The sequence below is a fragment of the Paenibacillus sp. MMS20-IR301 genome, from assembly GCF_032302195.1.
Taxonomy (GTDB): Bacteria; Bacillota; Bacilli; order Paenibacillales; family Paenibacillaceae; genus Paenibacillus_AQ.
Genome location: NZ_CP135275.1, coordinates 2,598,096 through 2,616,066 on the forward strand (window position 1 = coordinate 2,598,096; position 17,971 = coordinate 2,616,066).

The 17,971-nt window shown below is 53.2% G+C and carries 15 protein-coding genes; 5 read left to right on the top strand and 10 right to left on the bottom strand.

What is annotated here, in order from left to right; all coding sequences use genetic code 11:
- Positions 1–395: 395 nt before the first annotated feature.
- The 3 genes from LOS79_RS11575 to LOS79_RS11585 are packed head-to-tail and all read right to left on the bottom strand — an operon-like array spanning position 396 to position 2,643.
- The gene (locus LOS79_RS11575) at positions 396–1,049 is read right to left on the bottom strand and encodes a YcnI family copper-binding membrane protein (RefSeq protein WP_315419626.1); all 654 of its coding nucleotides are present in this window, start codon (positions 1,047–1,049) and stop codon (positions 396–398) included.
- A 51-nt stretch (positions 1,050–1,100) separates the two neighbouring features.
- Entirely contained in the window at positions 1,101–1,766 is a 666-nt protein-coding gene (locus LOS79_RS11580) for a response regulator (RefSeq protein ID WP_315419629.1), read from the bottom strand.
- Positions 1,735–2,643 (bottom strand): sensor histidine kinase, encoded by a 909-nt coding sequence (locus tag LOS79_RS11585; RefSeq protein ID WP_315419632.1) that lies wholly within the window; start codon positions 2,641–2,643, stop codon positions 1,735–1,737. Before LOS79_RS11585 ends, LOS79_RS11580 begins: the two co-directional genes overlap by 32 nt.
- Positions 2,644–2,851: 208 nt before the next feature.
- Between LOS79_RS11585 and LOS79_RS11590 the strand changes: the two genes are divergently transcribed.
- The 4 genes from LOS79_RS11590 (at position 2,852) to LOS79_RS11605 (ending at position 6,132) form a co-directional block, all read left to right on the top strand.
- Positions 2,852–3,547, top strand: a complete 696-nt coding sequence (locus tag LOS79_RS11590) for a response regulator transcription factor (RefSeq protein WP_315419635.1) — start codon at positions 2,852–2,854, stop codon at positions 3,545–3,547.
- Complete coding sequence (locus LOS79_RS11595; RefSeq protein WP_315419638.1) at positions 3,540–4,640, top strand: sensor histidine kinase; 1,101 nt, start codon at positions 3,540–3,542, stop codon at positions 4,638–4,640. The genes LOS79_RS11590 and LOS79_RS11595 overlap by 8 nt, the downstream gene beginning before the upstream one ends.
- A gap of 79 nt (positions 4,641–4,719) precedes the next feature.
- On the top strand, positions 4,720–5,580 hold the full coding sequence (locus tag LOS79_RS11600; RefSeq protein WP_315419642.1) for a M15 family metallopeptidase: 861 nt from the start codon (positions 4,720–4,722) through the stop codon (positions 5,578–5,580).
- Between the two features lie 39 nt (positions 5,581–5,619).
- On the top strand, positions 5,620–6,132 hold the full coding sequence (locus tag LOS79_RS11605) for a VanZ family protein (RefSeq protein WP_315419645.1): 513 nt from the start codon (positions 5,620–5,622) through the stop codon (positions 6,130–6,132).
- 43 nt (positions 6,133–6,175) lie between these two features.
- Here LOS79_RS11605 and LOS79_RS11610 read toward each other — a convergent pair whose 3' ends face one another.
- The 3 genes from LOS79_RS11610 to LOS79_RS11620 form a co-directional block, all read right to left on the bottom strand.
- Positions 6,176–7,129 (bottom strand): hypothetical protein, encoded by a 954-nt coding sequence (locus LOS79_RS11610; RefSeq protein WP_315419648.1) that lies wholly within the window; start codon positions 7,127–7,129, stop codon positions 6,176–6,178.
- 75 nt (positions 7,130–7,204) lie between these two features.
- Entirely contained in the window at positions 7,205–8,128 is a 924-nt protein-coding gene (gene cysK, locus LOS79_RS11615) for a cysteine synthase A (RefSeq protein WP_315419650.1), read from the bottom strand.
- Positions 8,129–8,343: 215 nt separating this feature from the next.
- Entirely contained in the window at positions 8,344–12,231 is a 3,888-nt protein-coding gene (locus LOS79_RS11620; RefSeq protein WP_315419654.1) for a discoidin domain-containing protein, read from the bottom strand.
- A 459-nt stretch (positions 12,232–12,690) separates the two neighbouring features.
- On the opposite strand from LOS79_RS11620, the gene LOS79_RS11625 reads away from it, so the two are divergent.
- Positions 12,691–12,939: a hypothetical protein gene (locus LOS79_RS11625; protein WP_315419658.1), complete on the top strand. Its 249-nt coding sequence runs from the start codon at positions 12,691–12,693 to the stop codon at positions 12,937–12,939.
- A 135-nt stretch (positions 12,940–13,074) separates the two neighbouring features.
- On the opposite strand, the gene LOS79_RS11630 is transcribed toward LOS79_RS11625, so the two are convergent.
- The 4 genes from LOS79_RS11630 to LOS79_RS11645 all read right to left on the bottom strand — a co-directional run bounded on the left by LOS79_RS11630 (position 13,075) and on the right by LOS79_RS11645 (position 17,925).
- Positions 13,075–14,778 carry a methyl-accepting chemotaxis protein gene (locus tag LOS79_RS11630; protein WP_315419661.1) on the bottom strand — a complete coding sequence of 568 codons (1,704 nt, stop codon included), beginning with the start codon at positions 14,776–14,778 and terminating at the stop codon, positions 13,075–13,077.
- 267 nt (positions 14,779–15,045) lie between these two features.
- The gene (locus LOS79_RS11635; protein WP_315419664.1) at positions 15,046–15,744 is read right to left on the bottom strand and encodes a Crp/Fnr family transcriptional regulator; all 699 of its coding nucleotides are present in this window, start codon (positions 15,742–15,744) and stop codon (positions 15,046–15,048) included.
- 107 nt (positions 15,745–15,851) lie between these two features.
- Positions 15,852–16,385 carry a hypothetical protein gene (locus LOS79_RS11640; protein WP_315419667.1) on the bottom strand — a complete coding sequence of 178 codons (534 nt, stop codon included), beginning with the start codon at positions 16,383–16,385 and terminating at the stop codon, positions 15,852–15,854.
- A gap of 1 nt (position 16,386) precedes the next feature.
- Positions 16,387–17,925 (bottom strand): DUF4153 domain-containing protein, encoded by a 1,539-nt coding sequence (locus LOS79_RS11645; RefSeq protein WP_315419669.1) that lies wholly within the window; start codon positions 17,923–17,925, stop codon positions 16,387–16,389.
- Between the last annotated feature and the right edge of the window lie 46 nt (positions 17,926–17,971).

Consider the following 17,971-nt stretch of genomic DNA (forward strand, 5'->3'; position numbering starts at 1 on the left):
TGATTATGGGCAGCCAGTTCACCGGAAACGCTCTTTGCCACAGCATTAGTTGGATTTATGACACTTATTTTTTCTCTCCCGGGAGTTATGTCCACAACAGTTGGATAAAAGGCACTTAATTTTGCTCCCGCACCCGGAGAACTCCATTTTCAGTAAAAATAAGTGTACTTATTCCAACTATTGTTCCGCAAATAGCGATTTCTCCGGAATTAAGTGCTGTTTTTCCACCTATCATCCACACACTCCCAAAAAACACAAAAAACCCCGCGCCGAATGGTGAAATCCACCTTCGAACACGGGTTTTTTCTACTAGCCGTAGCCGTACTTACCTTATCGCTACTTACCGTAGCCTAATTCACTCAGTTTATCTTATTCACTCCATCTTCCTAACCCGCCTACTCCTTCTTCCCCCGCAGCAAGGCAATCGCCGCCAGCAGGAAGGACAGCAAGGAAATACCCAGCGCAATGTAGATCATCGGCGAGGTGCCGGAGTTGTTGCCCTCTTCCTCCATAATTGCTTGATGCTCATCCATCGTCATGGAGCCGCCGTCCGACATATCCATTGAGCCGTGGGAGTGGCTGTCCCCGCCGGATGCCTGCACGATGGAGGTGACGGAATGCGGAGCTTCCGACCCTTCCTCGCCGGACCACTGGACCACGCTGCCGTCCGCATAATGCTGGTAGGCATTCCAGGCAATATCGCCTGCGGTGTCCGGGTTCTTGGCAGTGAAGTAGAAGCGCTGGAATTGTCCGGCCAGAATACCTTCGCCGCTTGCGGTCCAGCTGACCTTATTGCCTTCGACTGTTACATCCCAGCCGGGTGCCGGCTCGTATTGCTTGAATTCGGCGCCTTCCGGGATACGCAGGTCGACCTGCACGGTAGCGATATCCTTCTCGGACGGCACCTTTAGTGTATAAGTCTCCCAAGCCCCTGTACTGGACTCTGCCGGGCTGACGGTTACATGTGCACTCGCTACAGCAGCGAACAGCATCAGCGCTGCGGCGGCCGGTGCGGTTAATGCGGCGATTTTACGGAATAATGGATTCATCTTCATTCTCCCCTTCTCTCTTATGTAGTTTAAGTCCGCTCTCTCATACACTTATCTCTTCCTGGGGAAATCCCGCTCCCGCGAAGCCAGCCCCTGCTCCATCGCATACCTCGTAAGCTGTGTGCGGTTCTGCAGCTGGAGCTTCTGGAGGATGTTTTTGAGATGGTTTTTGACAGTGTGCTCGGAAATGCCGAGGGTGGCCGAAATCTCCTTATTGGTGGAACCTGAGGATACACAGCCCAGTATCTCCTTCTCCCGTGCCGTTAATGCCTCGCGCTCCTCCTTTATGGAGGTCACCGTGAATTCCTTCAATATCTGAAAAGCCAGCTCCCGGCTCAGCGGGACCTCCTCGCTCACAATCGCCAGCAAATATTCAATCCAGGTCGACGGAGCCAGGTTTTTCAGCAAATAGCCCTGCGCCCCCTGCTTAAGCGCTTCGAACAAATACGAAATCTCATCCGATACGGTGACGATGACAATCTTCACATACGGATATTCCAGCTTAATGCGCCGCGTAGTCTCCAGCCCGTCCATTCCCGGCATCTCAATGTCAATCAGGATCAGATCCGGCATCCATTGTCCGGTCCAGACGATTGCCTCCGCCCCGCTCGCAACAGCGCCGATGACTTCGAACCGTTCATCCATCGCCATAATCTCACTCATGGCTTCGCGCGCATGCGCGTGATCATCGACGATCAGCACCCGACAGCGTTCCATCCGGCTTCCCTCCTTTGGCAATTTCCACAATGGTTCCGGCAGCCCCGGATTGTACGGACAGCTCCCAGCCCATACTGCGTGCCCGTTCTCTCATAATTTGCAGCCCATAACTCCCCCGCACGGCAAAAGGATCAGGATGCGCGATCCCCCCGCCGTTATCGGCAACTTTTACATTCCAGCTCCGCTCATCACCTTGGCCTGCTACGGACACCTTGCCTGCACGGGTATGCTTCCGCACGTTAATAATGGCTTCGCGTATACACGATAACAGCTCCGCCTGCTCCGCTGCTGTAAGTGCCTGCTCTTCCAGATGCCAGTCCAGAGACACTTCAATCATCACCTCTGCTGCAATTACGGCAAGCTGCTCCTTGATGGAACGCTCGAGCGAGAAGCTCTCCATCCCGGTGACCGGCACCTTCAGATTCGCAATCGCCTGGCGTACATACCGGTTGACCTCGTGGACTGTTTTCTTGATCTGATCTACGTTGTCCCCGCTGATCCCGCCTGCCTGACGGTTCTGTTCCAGCCGGTCTATCCGCACTGAGAGCAGAAACAGCGACTGGGCCATTCCATCATGCAGTTCCTTGGCAAGAAGATCCCGGGCTTCCCGCGCTGCCGCCAACGCCCGCTCCTGCTCCAGCTCCCGCTGATTCCGTTCCATGATCCGGAAGAGCGGCAGCAGCAGAATGATACTGGACAGAAACACCAGCACCGGTGTTAAATAATTGCCCGTATCCATGGAGATGTAAGGCATCAGGAACTGATGCCGCACAAGCTCCCAGATGCCGACCATCACCGTGGGCAGCAGCAGAATAAGCACTTTGATTACGGTATACGTCGCTGTCCCCTCCCTAAATCCTGATTTTAACTTTAGCATTCCCCGTCGTTAAGCCGCATGACTCTTTCGGGCTATGCCCGACGATAAATGTTACAAATTTAAGTATTCAAAATATAATCTCATCTCATATACTTGCATTCCGGTCTTCCTGTAACTTCAGGTCGCTTATCCCTATCCGTTAAGGTACACTAGAAACTGCATACATTCAATGATTATCCCAAGCTGACTATACAGGAGCGACGCTGAAATGAAACGGATTACGATTCTTATCGCCGATGATGATGCGGAGATTGCCGGACTGATCGGACTGCATCTTGAGAAAGAGGGCTATCACATCATCAAGGTTACCAGCGGCACAGCTGCGGTACAAGCAGTCCAGACTCAGCATATTGACCTTGCGGTACTGGATATTATGATGCCCGGTATGGACGGGTATGAGGTGACCCGGCAGATCCGGGAGCAGCATGGGCTGCCGATTATCTTTTTGAGCGCGAAGACTTCAGATCTGGACAAAATCACCGGGCTTGTCATCGGCGCCGACGATTATATGACCAAGCCGTTTAACCCCATGGAGCTGGTGGCGAGAGTGAATGCGCAGCTCCGCCGTTCCATGCTGCTGAGCCAGCCGGTTGCAGAGCAGAAGGCCGTGCTGGAAACGGGAGGTCTGATCATCGATCCGGACCGCCGCTCGGTCATATGTTACGGCAATACAGTAGAGCTTACACCGAAGGAGTTCGACATTCTGTATCTGCTGGCCAGCTATCCGAAGAAGGTATTCAGCGCAGAGCAGCTGTTCCGGCAGGTCTGGGGCGAAGCCTATTATGAAGGCGGGAACACGGTCATGGTTCACATCCGCACCCTGCGCAAGAAGCTCGGGGAAGAGCCGAACAAGAATACCTGGATCAAAACCATCTGGGGGGTCGGGTACACATTCAATGGCTAACCTATTCCGCAGCTTCCGCTTCAAGATGATCCAGCTGCTGGTGCTGAGTATGCTTTGCTCCGGCGCTATAACTTTTACACTCTATAAAATCCTCCAGCTGTACTATACCTCGCAGGTTAAGATGGAGGATAAACTGGCCCGCTACCGCTGGATGATTGCTGACATTGGGGATTTCAACTTCTTCCTCATCTTCTTCATCCCGCTGGCGCTGCTGTTCTTCTTCCTGTTCACCAAGCCTTATGCCCGTTATTTCAAAGAGATCTCAGAGCATATCCGCCTCTTGGCAAGCGGAGATTTCACAAGCCGTATCCATATCACTTCCAGCGATGAGTTCGAGGATATTGCCGCCGACCTCAATCTGGCCAAGGATAAGCTGCAGCAGGCTGTGGAACGCGGGGATTTCGCCGAGAACAGCAAGGATAAGCTTGTGCTTAATCTGGCGCATGATCTGCGGACTCCGCTGACATCCGTGCTGGGTTATCTGGATCTCGTGCTGAAGGACGGGCAATTAAGCGCTGAACAGGTCAAGCATTATACAACCATTGCCTACACCAAATCGCAGCGGCTGGAGAAGCTGATCGACGAGCTGTTCGAGATTACCCGGATGAATTACGGCATGCTCACTGTAGAACAAACTCCACTTGATCTGAGCGAGCTGCTGGAACAGTTAAGTGAAGAAATGTACCCGATGCTGGAGAATAGCGGTCTGACTGCCCGGCTTATGCTGCCTCCGCAGCTGAAGATTACCGGCGACGGTGAGCTGCTTGCACGGGTATTCGAGAACCTGCTGACCAACGCAGTACGTTACGGCAAAGACGGCCAGTATGTCGATATCCGCTGCATGCTCGAAGGAGAGCGTGTGCTCGTCCAGATTATTAACTATGGTGAGTTCATTCCTGAGGAGGAGCAGCCCTTTCTCTTCGATATGTTCTATACCGGCGACCGGGCACGTACGCATCAGGAAGGCAGTACCGGCCTCGGCCTGTTCATTGCCAAGAACATTGTCGAGCAGCATCAAGGCACAATCTCTGTTACAAGTGATAGGATTCGTACGGTATTCGAGGTGCGTCTGCCGGCTCTTACCCAAATTTAAGAAAAACTTTAACTTTACCCCACTTCTTTTTAAAATCGCTTCCTTAAGCTTTAGACATAGAGCTAAGGGGGAAGAGGTTATGAAGAAGTGGTTTTTTTGCGTGGTGCTGCTCGGCCTGCTGGGGTATGAATGGTTTCATCAGGGCAGGGAAGCTGCAGTCCCTGAGCTTGACGGCCGGCCACAGCGGCAGGTGCTGACGGACAAGGGGGCAAAGAATCTGACGGTCCTCTCCAAAAGCCAGATTCATCAAGGCAGTCTGCTGCTCGTCAACAGGGAATATCCCATACATAAATCGGGTGTCAGCAAGGATATTGTGACTCTCTCCGAGCGGCCGGAGCTGACTCAAGGATACGCTCTGCTGGACAACAGCACGATGCTCTCGGAACAAGTAGCGGAGCAATTCTCCAAGATGGTACAGGCTGCCTCCGGGCAGGGCGTCCGGAATTTCCTGATCAGCAGCGGGTACAGGGACAATGCGAAGCAGCAGGAGCTTTTTGCGGACAAAGGGGCTGATTACGCCCTGCCGCCCGGGCACAGCGAGCATAATCTCGGCTTGTCGCTGGATATCGGCTCTTCACAGATGGCCATGAGCCGTGCTCCTGAAGGGCAATGGCTCCGGGAGCATGCCTGGGATTACGGCTTCATTCTGCGCTATCCCGAAGATAAGACGGACATTACCGGCATCAAGTATGAGCCTTGGCATTTCCGCTATGTCGGCCTGCCGCACAGCATGATTATGCGGGACAACAATTTCACCCTGGAGGAATACCTTGAATTTCTTAAGGAACAGGGCGTGATTACTACTTCCGCTAAAGGTATAGAATATAAGGTTTCGTATTTCAAAATAACGGGAAACACTCCGGTTCCGACCCCCTCCGGCAAGCATGTTGAATTCTCAGGCAACAACATTGACGGCGTGATTATGACGGTATATCCGTAACAGCAAGACCATATAACCTACAGAAGGCGGTGGTGCATAATGAACCCGGCACATAAACTCAGAATATACAGCCTGCAGGCCATTTTCGCGGTATACATCTATATCCTGTTCAAAATTATTTTATTCAAATTCGGTTCAATTAACTTCGGTTTTCTTTGGCAGCAGCTGCAGCACAGTTCAGAGAACATAGCAGCTAGTGCGCAGAGAGGCAACTTCATCCCGCTGGTCACCCTGCTGAATACGTTTGATCATCCTACAACCCATACCTTGGTCAATTTCACCGGAAATATCGCCTTATTTATCCCGTTTGGCATGTTCCTTGTCATTCTATATCCGCAGGGCACGGGCGGCGGCAGCTTCTCCGGGGTGCTGATCCGGTCACTGGGGCTGAGTGCGATGCTGGAATGTGCCCAGGCGGTTCTATATATCGGCACCTTCGACGTCGATGATCTCATTCTGAATACCTTCGGCGGTCTGCTGGGCTATATGCTGCTGCGGCCGTTCGTAAGAGCTTATTCCAGCAGAAAAGGCTCCTCCGTCACCAAAAAGTAACGGGGAGCCTTAGATAATCCTGATGCTGCTGCTGGACCCGGCCTCAGATAGGAGAAGTATACCTGCTGTAATTGATATCGAGCTCGGTGAAGGCATTCCCCTTCTGCAACAGGAAGAAGGTGTTCACGCCCTCCGCACCCCACCAGTTCAGGCCAAGCAGCAGCCCGTCTGCCGACTCTGCTGCAAACAGCAGCGAGAACATCTCCGGCCGGATCTCCCCTCCGTCATCTACCCGCCATACAGAGTATTCATTGTCCTGAATCTCGGCCGGATAATCCTGGAAGCTGAGCTTGCCGTCCTCATACAGGACAAGGCTGAACAGCATATCCTTATCCTGCCGGATGAACTGGACCAGATACAGCTCACGGCCAGTGCCCAGACCGGCCAGCTTCCAGGCTGATTGAATTTCACGCTGCTTGAGCTTAGCGATGCTCTCCCGCACCGGATCGTCTGCGCTAAGCTGCTTGGCATTGGCATCCGCAGCTGCCGGCTCTATCTCCAGCAGTGCCGCCGGCGGAAGCTTGCCGGAATCGGCCAGATAGTAGGTTTCATCCGGCTCAGCCTTGCCGCTCACTACAGTGAAGAGATAGCCGGACAGGTTGGCGATATTATTCGCCAGCTCCCGGCCATTTGTGTTATCGCTGCCCGGCTGATACTTGTCGAACTTCACAGTAAGCACCTGTCCCCCGTTGCCGATCGCTATATTCAGCGGCTTCATCTGTTCGGAATAGCCTTCATCCGGCAGGGTTGCCAGAATACGGCTGCCGGTCTCATCGGCAAATCCGAATATGGACTTGAGCTTAGCCGGATCAACGAATGCCGCAAGTTGCGGCGGCTCTGTACCCGGTGCAGGTGTATTAACAGCTGTTGCCTGCGGTTCAGCGGTCTGCACCGCTGCTGCTGACGGAGTAGCTGAAACTTCGGCACTCCCGTTATCTGTACCGCTGCCCTGCCAAGCGCAGCCGGGCAAAGCGGAGATCACAGCGGCGATAAGCATAACTAAACCGGCTGTCCTTATCCTATTCCTTGCCCTGTAACTCACTTGCTTCATCTTCATCCCCTCCAGTGGAGATTAGTCGAATATGCCCATACTAAGATACCGTTCCCCGGTATCAGGTGCTATACACAGTACCTTCTTGCCCGGACCTTGGCGGCGGGCTTCCTGCAGGGCAGTCCACACAGCGGCACCGCCGGAAGGACCGAGCAGAATGCCTTCGGTACTGGCCAGTATTCTTACCATTGCCAGTGCATCCTCGTCCGATACCTGCACAATCTCATTATAGATTCCGGTATTGAGAATTGCCGGTACGAACCCGGGGCTCGTGCCCACCAGCTTATGCGGTCCGGGCTTGCCGCCGGAGAGGACTGGTGAGCCTTCCGGCTCCACGACAACTACGCGAAGCTCCGGAAGCTGCTTACGGAGTGCCTCGCCTGTTCCGGTAATCGTGCCCCCGGTTCCCGATGTGGCAACGAATACATCCAGCCGCCCTTCCATCTGCTCCAGAATTTCCGGGGCGGTAGTGCTGCGGTGAATGTCCGGGTTGGCCTTATTCTCGAACTGCTGGGGAATGAAGCTGCCTGCGATTTCCTTCCCGAGCTCCAGCGCCTTGGCAATTGCGCCCGGCATCCGCTCCACAGCCGGAGTCAGCACAACTTCAGCGCCGTATGCCTTAAGGATATTGATCCGTTCCTTCGTCATATTGTCCGGCATGACCAGAATGGCCTTATACCCTTTCGCCGCTGCGTTCATCGCCAGGCCGATGCCGGTATTGCCGCTGGTCGGCTCGATGATCGTCCCGCCCGGCTGCAGCCGTCCGTCCAGCTCCGCCTGCAGAATCAGATTATACGCCGCCCGGTCCTTCACGCTGCCGCTCGGGTTGAACATCTCCAGCTTCACGTACAGCTCCGCATCCTCCGTTCCGGTTATCCGGTTCAGCCGGACCGCCGGGGTGCCGCCGATCAGTTCCGTAATATTATTGACTACCAGTCTTGCCATAGAAGAGCCTCCCTTATTCCTGATTCCTGTCTAAGTTATGTGTATATGTAACATTCATTGTAGCGCTACGGGAGTGCACTTGTCGATTTCGGGTATTCTGCTGGGCCTGGCGGACGGATACTACCACAATAAAGCCGCCCCCCGGACACACGGGAGGCGGCTCTTCCAGCTGCATTTTATCCTATTCAGCCGCAGATCAGCTTAATGAAGCTGTCTTACGGATTAACAGTGATCGTAAATGTCGACGTGTTATTTTTGATAGGCGTTACGGTGTTCAGAATCTTCAGATTGTTAAATACGACTGATCCCACCGCAGGACCCTGGCCGGCTTCAGCCGCTTCGTTGGCCCAAATACCGACTCCTGACTTGGCGTCAAATGCATCCCCGCTCTTCTGCGCCCCGGAAATCGTGATGTTGGTGAAGATGGTATCCGCTACAGGGAACTGCGGTGAAGAACCGACATAATTGGTCTGGAACATGATGCCGTGATAGGTCGGATCGATAATATCCACATCGCTGACCCGGATGCCCTGGAATACCTTGGAGGCGGAGAATACCCAGATGGCCGGGAAGGTCTGTGAACCCCAGAAATGCCCGCCTGCCCGGACAACGGAAATATTCTGGAAATTCGTTGTCGGGGAAGCACCGAAGCCGTTCATCGGATAACCGAAATCAAGCGAGCTGATCGTAATCCCGGAATAGCAGAGTGTATCCGCGATATAGATGTTGCGGAAGGTGTTGGCATAGCCGCCATAGACCGCCACCCCGGCTGCGCGCCAGGTCAGGATTGAGGTCAGGTTCTCGTAGACATTGTCCTTCATGTCCGCTCCGCCGGAATCAATTGCCGAGAACAGTGCGAAGCTGTCATCCCCGGTAGCCCGGGCTTCATTGTTCGAGACCAGATTGTTCGTGCTTCCGTTGGTCATGTTGATCCCGTCGGCGAAGGTGTTGCGTATACGCGAGTTGCGGATCACCATATAGTCTGTATTCGCACCCCAGTACATACATACCTGATGCTCCGTCCAAATGTTGTCGATGGTCATGTTTGCTACATTAGAGAAGTCGAACACCTTGCCGGGCCCGTCGATCCGTGAAGTGTAATTGCCGAAATAGGCAAAGCCCGAGAACGTTGAACCGTTCGCCGTATCCGTTGCTCTGAAGCCGACATCCGTATTGCTCTGATTCACTGGTGCGTAGAACCGGGTATACCAGGGGCCGGCTCCGACAATCTTGATTGCTTTGCCGTAGACCTGGAACTTGTTCGAGGTCTCATAGTTTCCGGCAGGCAGATATACGCCGACCAGATTACCGGTCGTATCCATACGGACCTTATCGATTGCATTCTGCACATCCTGATGGGTGAATCCAAGCGGAACCGTATACTTCGCCGGGTCCGGATTCGCAATCGGTGCCACCTGCTCCAGGCTGATGAAGTCAATCGCATACTGCGAAGTGTTGGCGGCATCCTTCTGCAGCCGGATTGTGCTGCCGGCCGGAATGGTGCTGTCGAACATAATATTCGCTTCATCATAAATATGGCGCGGTGAGCCTGCACTTGGTGAATTGCCCGGACTGGTCTCGGAGCCGTACAGCCAGGCGTATTTCGAGTTCAGGGTGATCGCTTTGTTGAACACGCCATTTACATAAATGTTAAGTGTAGCCGTGGTTCCGTCACCGCTGGCCGAATCCGGAATGGAGAACCGGGTAACCAGCGTATTGGTGCTGGCTTTGGTCGTGAATTCGACATAGCTGCCGGTCGTATTCAGCGTTACGGCTCTTCTGCCCGAAGCTTCGCCAGCCAGGTCGCCGATGTTGCGGTTCGGGCTTAGCTTAACTGCCCCGCCGCCGGTTACACCGTCTTCCGCCTCATACATATCATAAGGCATATTGGCCCCGCGACCGATGTAGAGCGACTGGTTCTGGATATTATTGGCCCGCTTTACGGCCAGCTCATTGGCATCGACGGCAATTTCTGTTTTCACATTGTACTTCCCGTTCACTGCCGTCCAGGTTCCTAGCGCAACCGGGGCCGTTGTAACTCCGGCAGCGATGACACCGTTATAGGAGCCGGTGAGGGTTTTGATAACTGCCCCTGTAGTTGCATCAGTAAGGGTCAAAGTGAAGTTATGGGCACCGCCGGCAGAAGCCGCAGTTCCCTGGTTCTTAACCGCAACAGTGAAATTCACTGTGTTCCCCCCTGCCGGATTACCCGGACTCCAGCTGACCGGAGAAGCGATCAGATCGGAGCTGGATACCGGCGCTACAATCAGAGCAGACGGATGACTATAGCTGTTATTGCCTTCGTTCAGCTCAATTACAGTGTTATTCTCATCCACCTTGGCACTTAGAGCATACGTTGCCGCATCCTTGGCTCCGATATTCAAGGATACCGTAGCCGAAGCTCCGGCAGCCAGTACACCGACCGGTGCTGTACCGGCAAGCGTGGTCCCCAGGTAAAAGCTGACGGTTGTGGCGGCTGAAGAAGCCGAGCCGGTATTTTTGACCGTAGCATTAAGTGTTACAGCATCGGTCTCTACCGGAGCGGAAGGACTCCAGGACATTGCCGTTACCGTCAGATCCGGGTTCGCGGCCGGTGTGCCGATGATCTGAAATTCAGCCACCTGCCCGGCGCTTGAACCTGTGTTGGCGGTAAACTTCAGCTGCAGCTCACTGGCTGTAGCCGTGACTGGTATGCTTACTGAATTGCCAGTAGCCGGATTAAAGGTATATGCCGCAGCCGGTACCAGACTGGTGAACGTTCCGGTTGACTGGTGATGTCCGAGCACTTCAACCGTTTGTGTGCGGGTAGCCCAGGCAGAAGACGGATTCAGCTTCACAACCACTGAGGTCACATTCGCATTAGCGCCGAGGTTAACCGTTAAAGTGTTCGGATAACTGCCGCCTGCACCTTCCCAGTACGTTGTCACATCCCCGTCGTTAGCATTGGCGGCCACAAAGGAGAACACGGATGAGGACGCATTAATGCTTTTGCCGATAGCCAGGTTAGATCCGGGACCTGTACTTGGCGAAGGTGTGGGTGAGACAGCAGGTGTAGGCGTTGGTGTAACTATTGGCGTAGGTGTTGGCGTAGGTGTTGGTGTGGCTGTCGGCACTGCCGTAGGTACAGGAGTAGCCGTTGGTGTCGGCACAGGTGTAGCGGTTGGCACCGCAGTCGGCGCTACGGTTGGAGCAACCGTCGGAACTGGCGTAGCGGTTGGTGTGGCTGCAGCCGTCAGCACCAGCTGATCGAGATTGACATTGCCGGAATCAGAAGCATCATATTTGTAAGCAATTGTATTACTCCCGGCAGTGAGCGCCAGAATCTCGGTCTGGGTTGACCAGGTATCCCAGTTAGCCAGATTGGCAAACGAGGTCTGCCTGATCTTCGTTCCGTTAACATAGACACTTAGTGTCTTCGTACTGCCCGAGGCATTGGCATATCTCAGCGCAGCGTTATAATTACCAGCTGCGGCAGCTGAGACAGTGAAGGTTGTGCTTGCACCCTGAGTCAGATAACCGTCAACGAAAGCCGAACCGGTGTAGCCGGAATGATCCGTGTTAGTCTTGGCACCGCCAGACAAAGCGGCAGCTTCAGCCTCATAGGTTCCAGGCGTGGAGATCACTGAACCGTATACTTCCAATTCCGAAATCTGTGCAGCCGGCCAGCCGGTGTTAGCGGTGAAGTTGATTTTGATAAACCGGGCTGATGCTGCTGTGAAATTGATAGTTACCGTATTGGAACCGCTGGAAGGATTGAAGTTATAGCTGGCTGAGGCAGCCAGATTAGTATAGGAAGCATCATCCGTGCTGCCTTGAACCGATAACGTCTGCGTTCTTGCTTCCCAGCCCGCCGGCAGCTTAAGCACCACCTGATTCACACTGCTGGCCGCTCCCAGATCAACCTTCAGCCATTGCGGAAAAGCATTACCCGCACTCTCCCAGTATGTCCCCTGATTGTTGTCGTTGGCATTCGCTGCGACATACACATCACCGACAGAGCTAGCAGTAATCGCCTTGCCCTGTGCCAGATTGCCTGCCGCTGCACCTACAGCCGGGAATAACGCCAGTTGGCCTACACACAGCGCAAGAATTAATCCGTACATTAGAAAAGTCCTTTTCAAAGATGCCTTGTAACCTGTAAACATCTCACAACCACCTCCCGTAATTTTTTGTTGCTGATTTCCGGTATGCGCTTTCATATCAATCCTCTATAACCCCGCCTCCCCGCTATTCTATCCGGCTGTGCTGCTTCTGCAGCTGTAGCTGATTAGATCATTAGCCAGCTCTGCCCAAGCTCCCTGTCCTGCAAATGAACGTCAAAAAGACGGTCCGCCTTATGCGTCAGTATGCAGAACTGCAAAACGCAAGCACAAGAAAGCGGGACCGGCCCGGAGCACGACTATGGACTAACTAATTATGGTATTAATATAATATAGATACAATCTTAGGTCGATGTCCCATTCTATGCTGACTATGTGCAAAATTACGAATTATCCGTTTTTGTGCAGCACCTCGGATAATCCAGTTGTATTCTTTTTAATTACAGAACAGGGGTGTTTCTTATGGAAGTTGTGCATGGCCAGCCGGAGCAGATTAAATTCGGAATATTCTCCGGTAAGGAATTCCGCGGATTGCTGACCGAATTCCCCAACAAACAGATCGTGGCCGTAATTGTAGTCAGTGACCGGAAAGGAACAAGAGAGTACAGATGGGAGATTACCGCCAGCCGGGAAGAAGCCTTAACCAAAATAACTGCCTGGTGGTCAGAATTAGAAAATAACGGATACAATGTCGATTCTGATATTCTCTAAATTAGCTCTGCTCTCAATAAACAACACCTCTGCCAAAGCGGCAGAGGTGTTGTTTCGATTCTCTGGGAGAGAGAATATAGTTATCATAATGCCTTAACCTGAATTTCAGCTGAAATATACAGGCTAATGTTCAGGCTACACATTGAACCGGGCAACCATGCCCTGCAGTCCTTGAGCAAGCCGGCTGAGCGCACTGGCTGAGGAGGCAATCTGCTCCACGGAAGCCATCTGCTCCTGGGAGGCGGCAGAGACCTGCTGGGTATTCGCTGCGGTCGTCTCGGAAATCTGCGTAACAGTGCGGATAGAGTCGACGATCTCCTCTGTTGCTGCCGTAATCTCCTCCACCGCCCCGGATACCTCCTGAACCTGTCCGGCCAGCGAATCAATCGAGATCCGGATTTCATTGAAGGAGTGGCCGGCCTCCTCAATGATCCGGGTTCCGCTTTGCACTTCGTTCATACTGTTCTTCATGACGACAACCGCATGGTCAGCATCCGCCTGAATACCGGTTGCCATATCAGCAATCAGCCCCGCAGAGTCTGCGGACTGCTCGGCCAGCCTGCGGACCTGATCGGCAACAACGGCGAAGCCTCTGCCCTGTTCCCCGGCCCGCGCCGCCTCGATGGTCGCATTCAATGCCAGCATATTGGTCTCGGAGGCAATCCCCTTGATCACTCCGACGATGCTGCTTATTTCCTGCGATCGTTTCACAAAGCCCATAACCTGCTGTGACAGAGACTGGATTGCTTCATTGATTGAGGCCATCTGGCGGAAGGCAGACTGCAGAGACTGGTCCCCGGCAATCGCATAATCGGCAGACCGCAGCGAAGCTTCGGAAATATCCTGGACACTGGCTGCAATCTGCTGAATACCTGCGGACATTTCAATAATTGTCGTCATATTGGTCTGCAGGTCACTCATCTGGCGGCCCGTACCGCTGGCAACCTCAGTCATGATGCCGGCAATCCGCTCGGTAGCTTCGGCGGTTAACCCGCTGTCAGAGGTGAGCTTGACCGAGGAAGCCGCCAGGCCGCTGGCTGAAGCATTAACCTGGCCAATCATCTCCGCCAGATTACCGGTCATTTTATTGAAATTATGTGCCAGCTCGCCTATTTCATCCTTACTCCGCACATTCAGCTTACGGGTCAGGTCGGCCTCGCCGTCGGCAATCTCCTTAAGCTGGTTATTCACATCACGGAGCGGCTTCAGAATCCGTGCTGAAATCACGAACGCGATTATGAGTGCCAGCAGCACCGACAATCCCGTAACCCCCATGCTGGTAATCATGGATGAGCTGCGGTGGGTGGCCGCCTGGCTCTGCTCCTTCGCGATCTCTTCATGCAGCATGTTCTCGAACACGAGCTGTGAATCGATGATCGTACCGAGCGACAGTGTCGTGAACTCCTTTTGGGCATTCGGGAAATTACCTTCCTTAGCTAAGGCAAAAGCTCCTTCCAGCACATTCAGATAGTTGTCCCACTGCGCTTCAAGATCCGTAATTCCCGCAAGCTCTGGTTCATTTAACCCGGCCGCCTTGAGCTCTGTTACAGCCGCTGTAATCTGGGGAATCATAGCCTCATAGGCCGCCAGGTTCGTATTGCGTTCTTCATCCGTGTTGCTCATCACATATCTTGCAGCCAGTCCGTCCGCTGTGCGGATATCGTCTGTCAAGCCTTGTACAAGTGACAGCTTGCTGTAATTGCGGTTGATCTGCTCTGTCAGCATCGTTACCTTCCCCTGAAACAAGGTGCTGCCTGCAATCGCAATAATAAACACAACAATTACAGCAGCGAAGCCGAACATGATTTTGGCGCGTATTCCCCGAAGTCTGTTAAACATAAGTAACTCCTCCATCTTCGTATGTAAGTTATGTATGCTGCCTAAGCCTTATCCTCTGCTCATGCCTGTATTTTACGTCTCAATCCTTAAACCAATCTGAAATGAACCTGAGCGTTCCCTGAAACGCAAAATAACCCCACAAAGTGCGGCCTTTTCATGAAGTTTACTGAAGTACTTTGCGGGGACCCCAGAACAAATAAATTCTTTTTTTTCAAAAAAAACGCCACTTCAGCCGAAGCCAAAGTGACGGTTCTATGCAAATTCAGTTCATTCGTACAAATTGCCGTTGGCCAGCCGGGCCAGCCTGTCTTCATCCAGCACAATCAGCCGCCCGCGCCTGCGCTCAATAATCCCCTCTTCGATCAGGCTCCGTACAATCCGGTTCAAATGCCGGTAGCTGGTGCCCAGCAGATCAGCCGTCTCCGTCAGACTGGAGGTCCGGATCTCTTCGACCCGCTGCGCGCCGGTATTATCCGAGAATAATGACATCAGATAGCTCGCGAACCGGTTCTCCACCGGATACAGCACATTCATCGCCGAGGTCTGGCCGAGGGTATACAGCTTATGGCTCAGCTCGCCCACCAGAAAAGTAAGCAGCGCGGTATTCTCCTCGAATTCCTTCAGCAGCAGCTTGCGTCCGGCTACCAGCAGCAGGCTGTCCCCTACCGAGACCACCTCATTCTTGACAGGATACTGTCGCAGCAGCTCGACATCCCCGATCACCGACATGGGCCGGGCGAACCGGACCAGCATGGATTTGCCGTTCGGCAGCAGCGTATGGATCTTCAGCTTCCCCTGCACCAGAATAAACATGCTCTCCAGCCTGTCACCGACCGAGCATACCGCGTCCCCGCCCTCATACCGCCGAAGCTCCATCTGAGCTATTGCACTGCTGCTGAACATTGCTGTCAGGCCATTCTGTTCCGCAAGCGTGCGTACCGCCTCCGGGTCTACTATGTAATGCATGACTTTCTTCCCTTCACGCTGTGTAATGGACAAAGGGCATGTGTCCCTTCCGTATAGAATTACTTTAACACAGCCCAAGGTTCAGGAGCCATCCTGTTCGGCTAAACCTATCTCATGCTGACATCATCCAGACGGATTTCAGCTACTGTACCAGAGGGATCACACCAGAATTCCAGAGTTATCCCCAGCTTATGGTCGATGTATCCGATGATATCTGCAGTCTGCTCATTGCTTTTGTAATATTTCGTTCCGTACAGGTCAAGCACACTTTGCTTGCTGTCGCCGAGCCCGATGCCGAAGGCGGTATGGAGCGGATCATCCGAGCGGTTAGTATCTGCAGGCGTAATCATAATCCGCATAATATCCCCTTCGTCAGGGCCGGAATGAACCGAGGCGGTAACCAGCCCGCCCTTCCAGTGGTAGTAATCATACAATTCATTATCATCCTGGCTTAACGGGCTGCCATATTGCTTAAGCAAATGGCTGTCAGTAATATGGTCGTGCAGCTTCACGCCGCCGATGGTCTCTCCGGCCAAATTGGTGGCGGGCGTCAGCCTCTCGGAATAGGCAATGAAATTATATACGCCGAAGCCGGCAACAACCAGAGCGGCCAGAATAAACAGAATCCGTCGTATACTCATCTCAATTGCCAGCGCCCTTCTCAAAATATTGCTCCAGCGCCCTGCGTTCCTGGAATCTCGCCAGATTGAAGGATGGCCAGTTGCGCAGAGGCTCCACCTGGTCTGCCAGACGATTCTGCAGCTCCTCATCCAGAATCCCCTTCTCCTGCCTGCTGAACTCAATCAGCTCCGGCATCACATCTGCAGACAGCCGGGCCAGATAGGCGGCATCGAGGCTGCCGCTGACCTCATAACGCTGAATATTTTGCCGGGCGATGATCCGGTCCATTCCGATGTAATTCATCAGCACATAGGCCAGCAGTCCAAGCACGATGTAGCACCTCAGCAGCGGAAACTGCACCCGGGTGATCCGTACCGCCGCCAGGATAAGCAGCAGCCCGAGGAAAATCATAAAGGCATGCACCAGGAACCTGATATAAGTATACCCGTACGCTTCTTCATACAGAGTCAGCCGGGAATATGCAGAATACAGCATGACCATTGAACAGAGAACCAGAATATAGAGCAGCAGCTGAATTACCCGTTTGAGACCGCCGCCCGCTTTCCGCACCGCCAGCAAGGACAGCAGCAGTATGCCGAAATTAATAGAGGTGACCATAATCAGCTCGAAAAACCCGCTCCGTGCATAATCCGCATATGTACTGTTATCCGGCAGAATACCTTCCCAGGCGCCGAACAGATAAGAGAACTGCACGCTTACGAACAGCATATAGACTACATTGACTGCCAGCAGGATCGTAGTAATAATTATCGGATCGTCGATGCCGATACCCTCCGTTTCCGGTGCAGCTGTTTGTACTGCCGGATGGGTCAAGGCGTCCGGCCCGTTCGCCGGAAGAGTCCGGGTATAGGACTTGCTGTCCACGAACCCCCATGCCAGCCCGAACATGCCAAGGCTTAGAAGCAGAATCCACAGCACTCTGAAGATCCCTTCACCGAATGAAATACTCGCAAAATACTCCGGAAGACTGCCCAGCAGCTGATTAAAGACCCCATCCGCCGTAGAGAGCAGCGAGGTGACAATCAGCAGCAGCGGCGCGGAAATCAGCAGCCCGATGACGATCCGGAGCAGCACCTGCTTGCGTTCATCCGCCATCTTGCCCTGGCCCCGGCGCAGCAGCTTCACTGCAGTGCCCCAGTGCCGGAGATTCTGGGGGAACAAATGCTCCAGCGCCGCACCGATCAGTCCGATTCCGCTCCAGGAGGGCTGGCGGTAGCTGAGCATATAAGTCATATGTAATAGAATCAGCGCAGGGATTACCAGGAAATTAAGCCCGAAGAAAAACCAGTTGGCAAACAGCACATATGTCAGCGACAACAGGAAAATGGACCCCAGCCATACATAGCTGAACCAGTTAAATTTGCGCAGTCTTTCCTTGGCGAAATAGAGCATAAAGGCATAGAACAGCACTGCAAAAATAGGGTAAGAAATGCCGGGCAGCTTGTCAAAGAACAGATACTGATGCACTATCGCAAGCAGAAACGCGGCAAACAAAACAATACGCGCGAACCCCGGCTTGGATACGGTTTGCTTCTCCATGGTAAATTCCTCCATCTTTTTGCTGTCATACCCTGATTCTAGCTGA

Coding starts and splice junctions, on each gene's coding strand:
- LOS79_RS11575 (WP_315419626.1), bottom strand. CDS start 1,049: ATGAATCCATTATTCCGTAAAATCGCCGCATTAACCGCACCGGCCGCC.
- LOS79_RS11580 (WP_315419629.1), bottom strand. CDS start 1,766: ATGGAACGCTGTCGGGTGCTGATCGTCGATGATCACGCGCATGCGCGC.
- LOS79_RS11585 (WP_315419632.1), bottom strand. CDS start 2,643: ATGCTAAAGTTAAAATCAGGATTTAGGGAGGGGACAGCGACGTATACC.
- LOS79_RS11590 (WP_315419635.1), top strand. CDS start 2,852: ATGAAACGGATTACGATTCTTATCGCCGATGATGATGCGGAGATTGCC.
- LOS79_RS11595 (WP_315419638.1), top strand. CDS start 3,540: ATGGCTAACCTATTCCGCAGCTTCCGCTTCAAGATGATCCAGCTGCTG.
- LOS79_RS11600 (WP_315419642.1), top strand. CDS start 4,720: ATGAAGAAGTGGTTTTTTTGCGTGGTGCTGCTCGGCCTGCTGGGGTAT.
- LOS79_RS11605 (WP_315419645.1), top strand. CDS start 5,620: ATGAACCCGGCACATAAACTCAGAATATACAGCCTGCAGGCCATTTTC.
- LOS79_RS11610 (WP_315419648.1), bottom strand. CDS start 7,129: ATGCTTATCGCCGCTGTGATCTCCGCTTTGCCCGGCTGCGCTTGGCAG.
- cysK (WP_315419650.1), bottom strand. CDS start 8,128: ATGGCAAGACTGGTAGTCAATAATATTACGGAACTGATCGGCGGCACC.
- LOS79_RS11620 (WP_315419654.1), bottom strand. CDS start 12,231: ATGTACGGATTAATTCTTGCGCTGTGTGTAGGCCAACTGGCGTTATTC.
- LOS79_RS11625 (WP_315419658.1), top strand. CDS start 12,691: ATGGAAGTTGTGCATGGCCAGCCGGAGCAGATTAAATTCGGAATATTC.
- LOS79_RS11630 (WP_315419661.1), bottom strand. CDS start 14,778: ATGTTTAACAGACTTCGGGGAATACGCGCCAAAATCATGTTCGGCTTC.
- LOS79_RS11635 (WP_315419664.1), bottom strand. CDS start 15,744: ATGCATTACATAGTAGACCCGGAGGCGGTACGCACGCTTGCGGAACAG.
- LOS79_RS11640 (WP_315419667.1), bottom strand. CDS start 16,385: ATGAGTATACGACGGATTCTGTTTATTCTGGCCGCTCTGGTTGTTGCC.
- LOS79_RS11645 (WP_315419669.1), bottom strand. CDS start 17,925: ATGGAGAAGCAAACCGTATCCAAGCCGGGGTTCGCGCGTATTGTTTTG.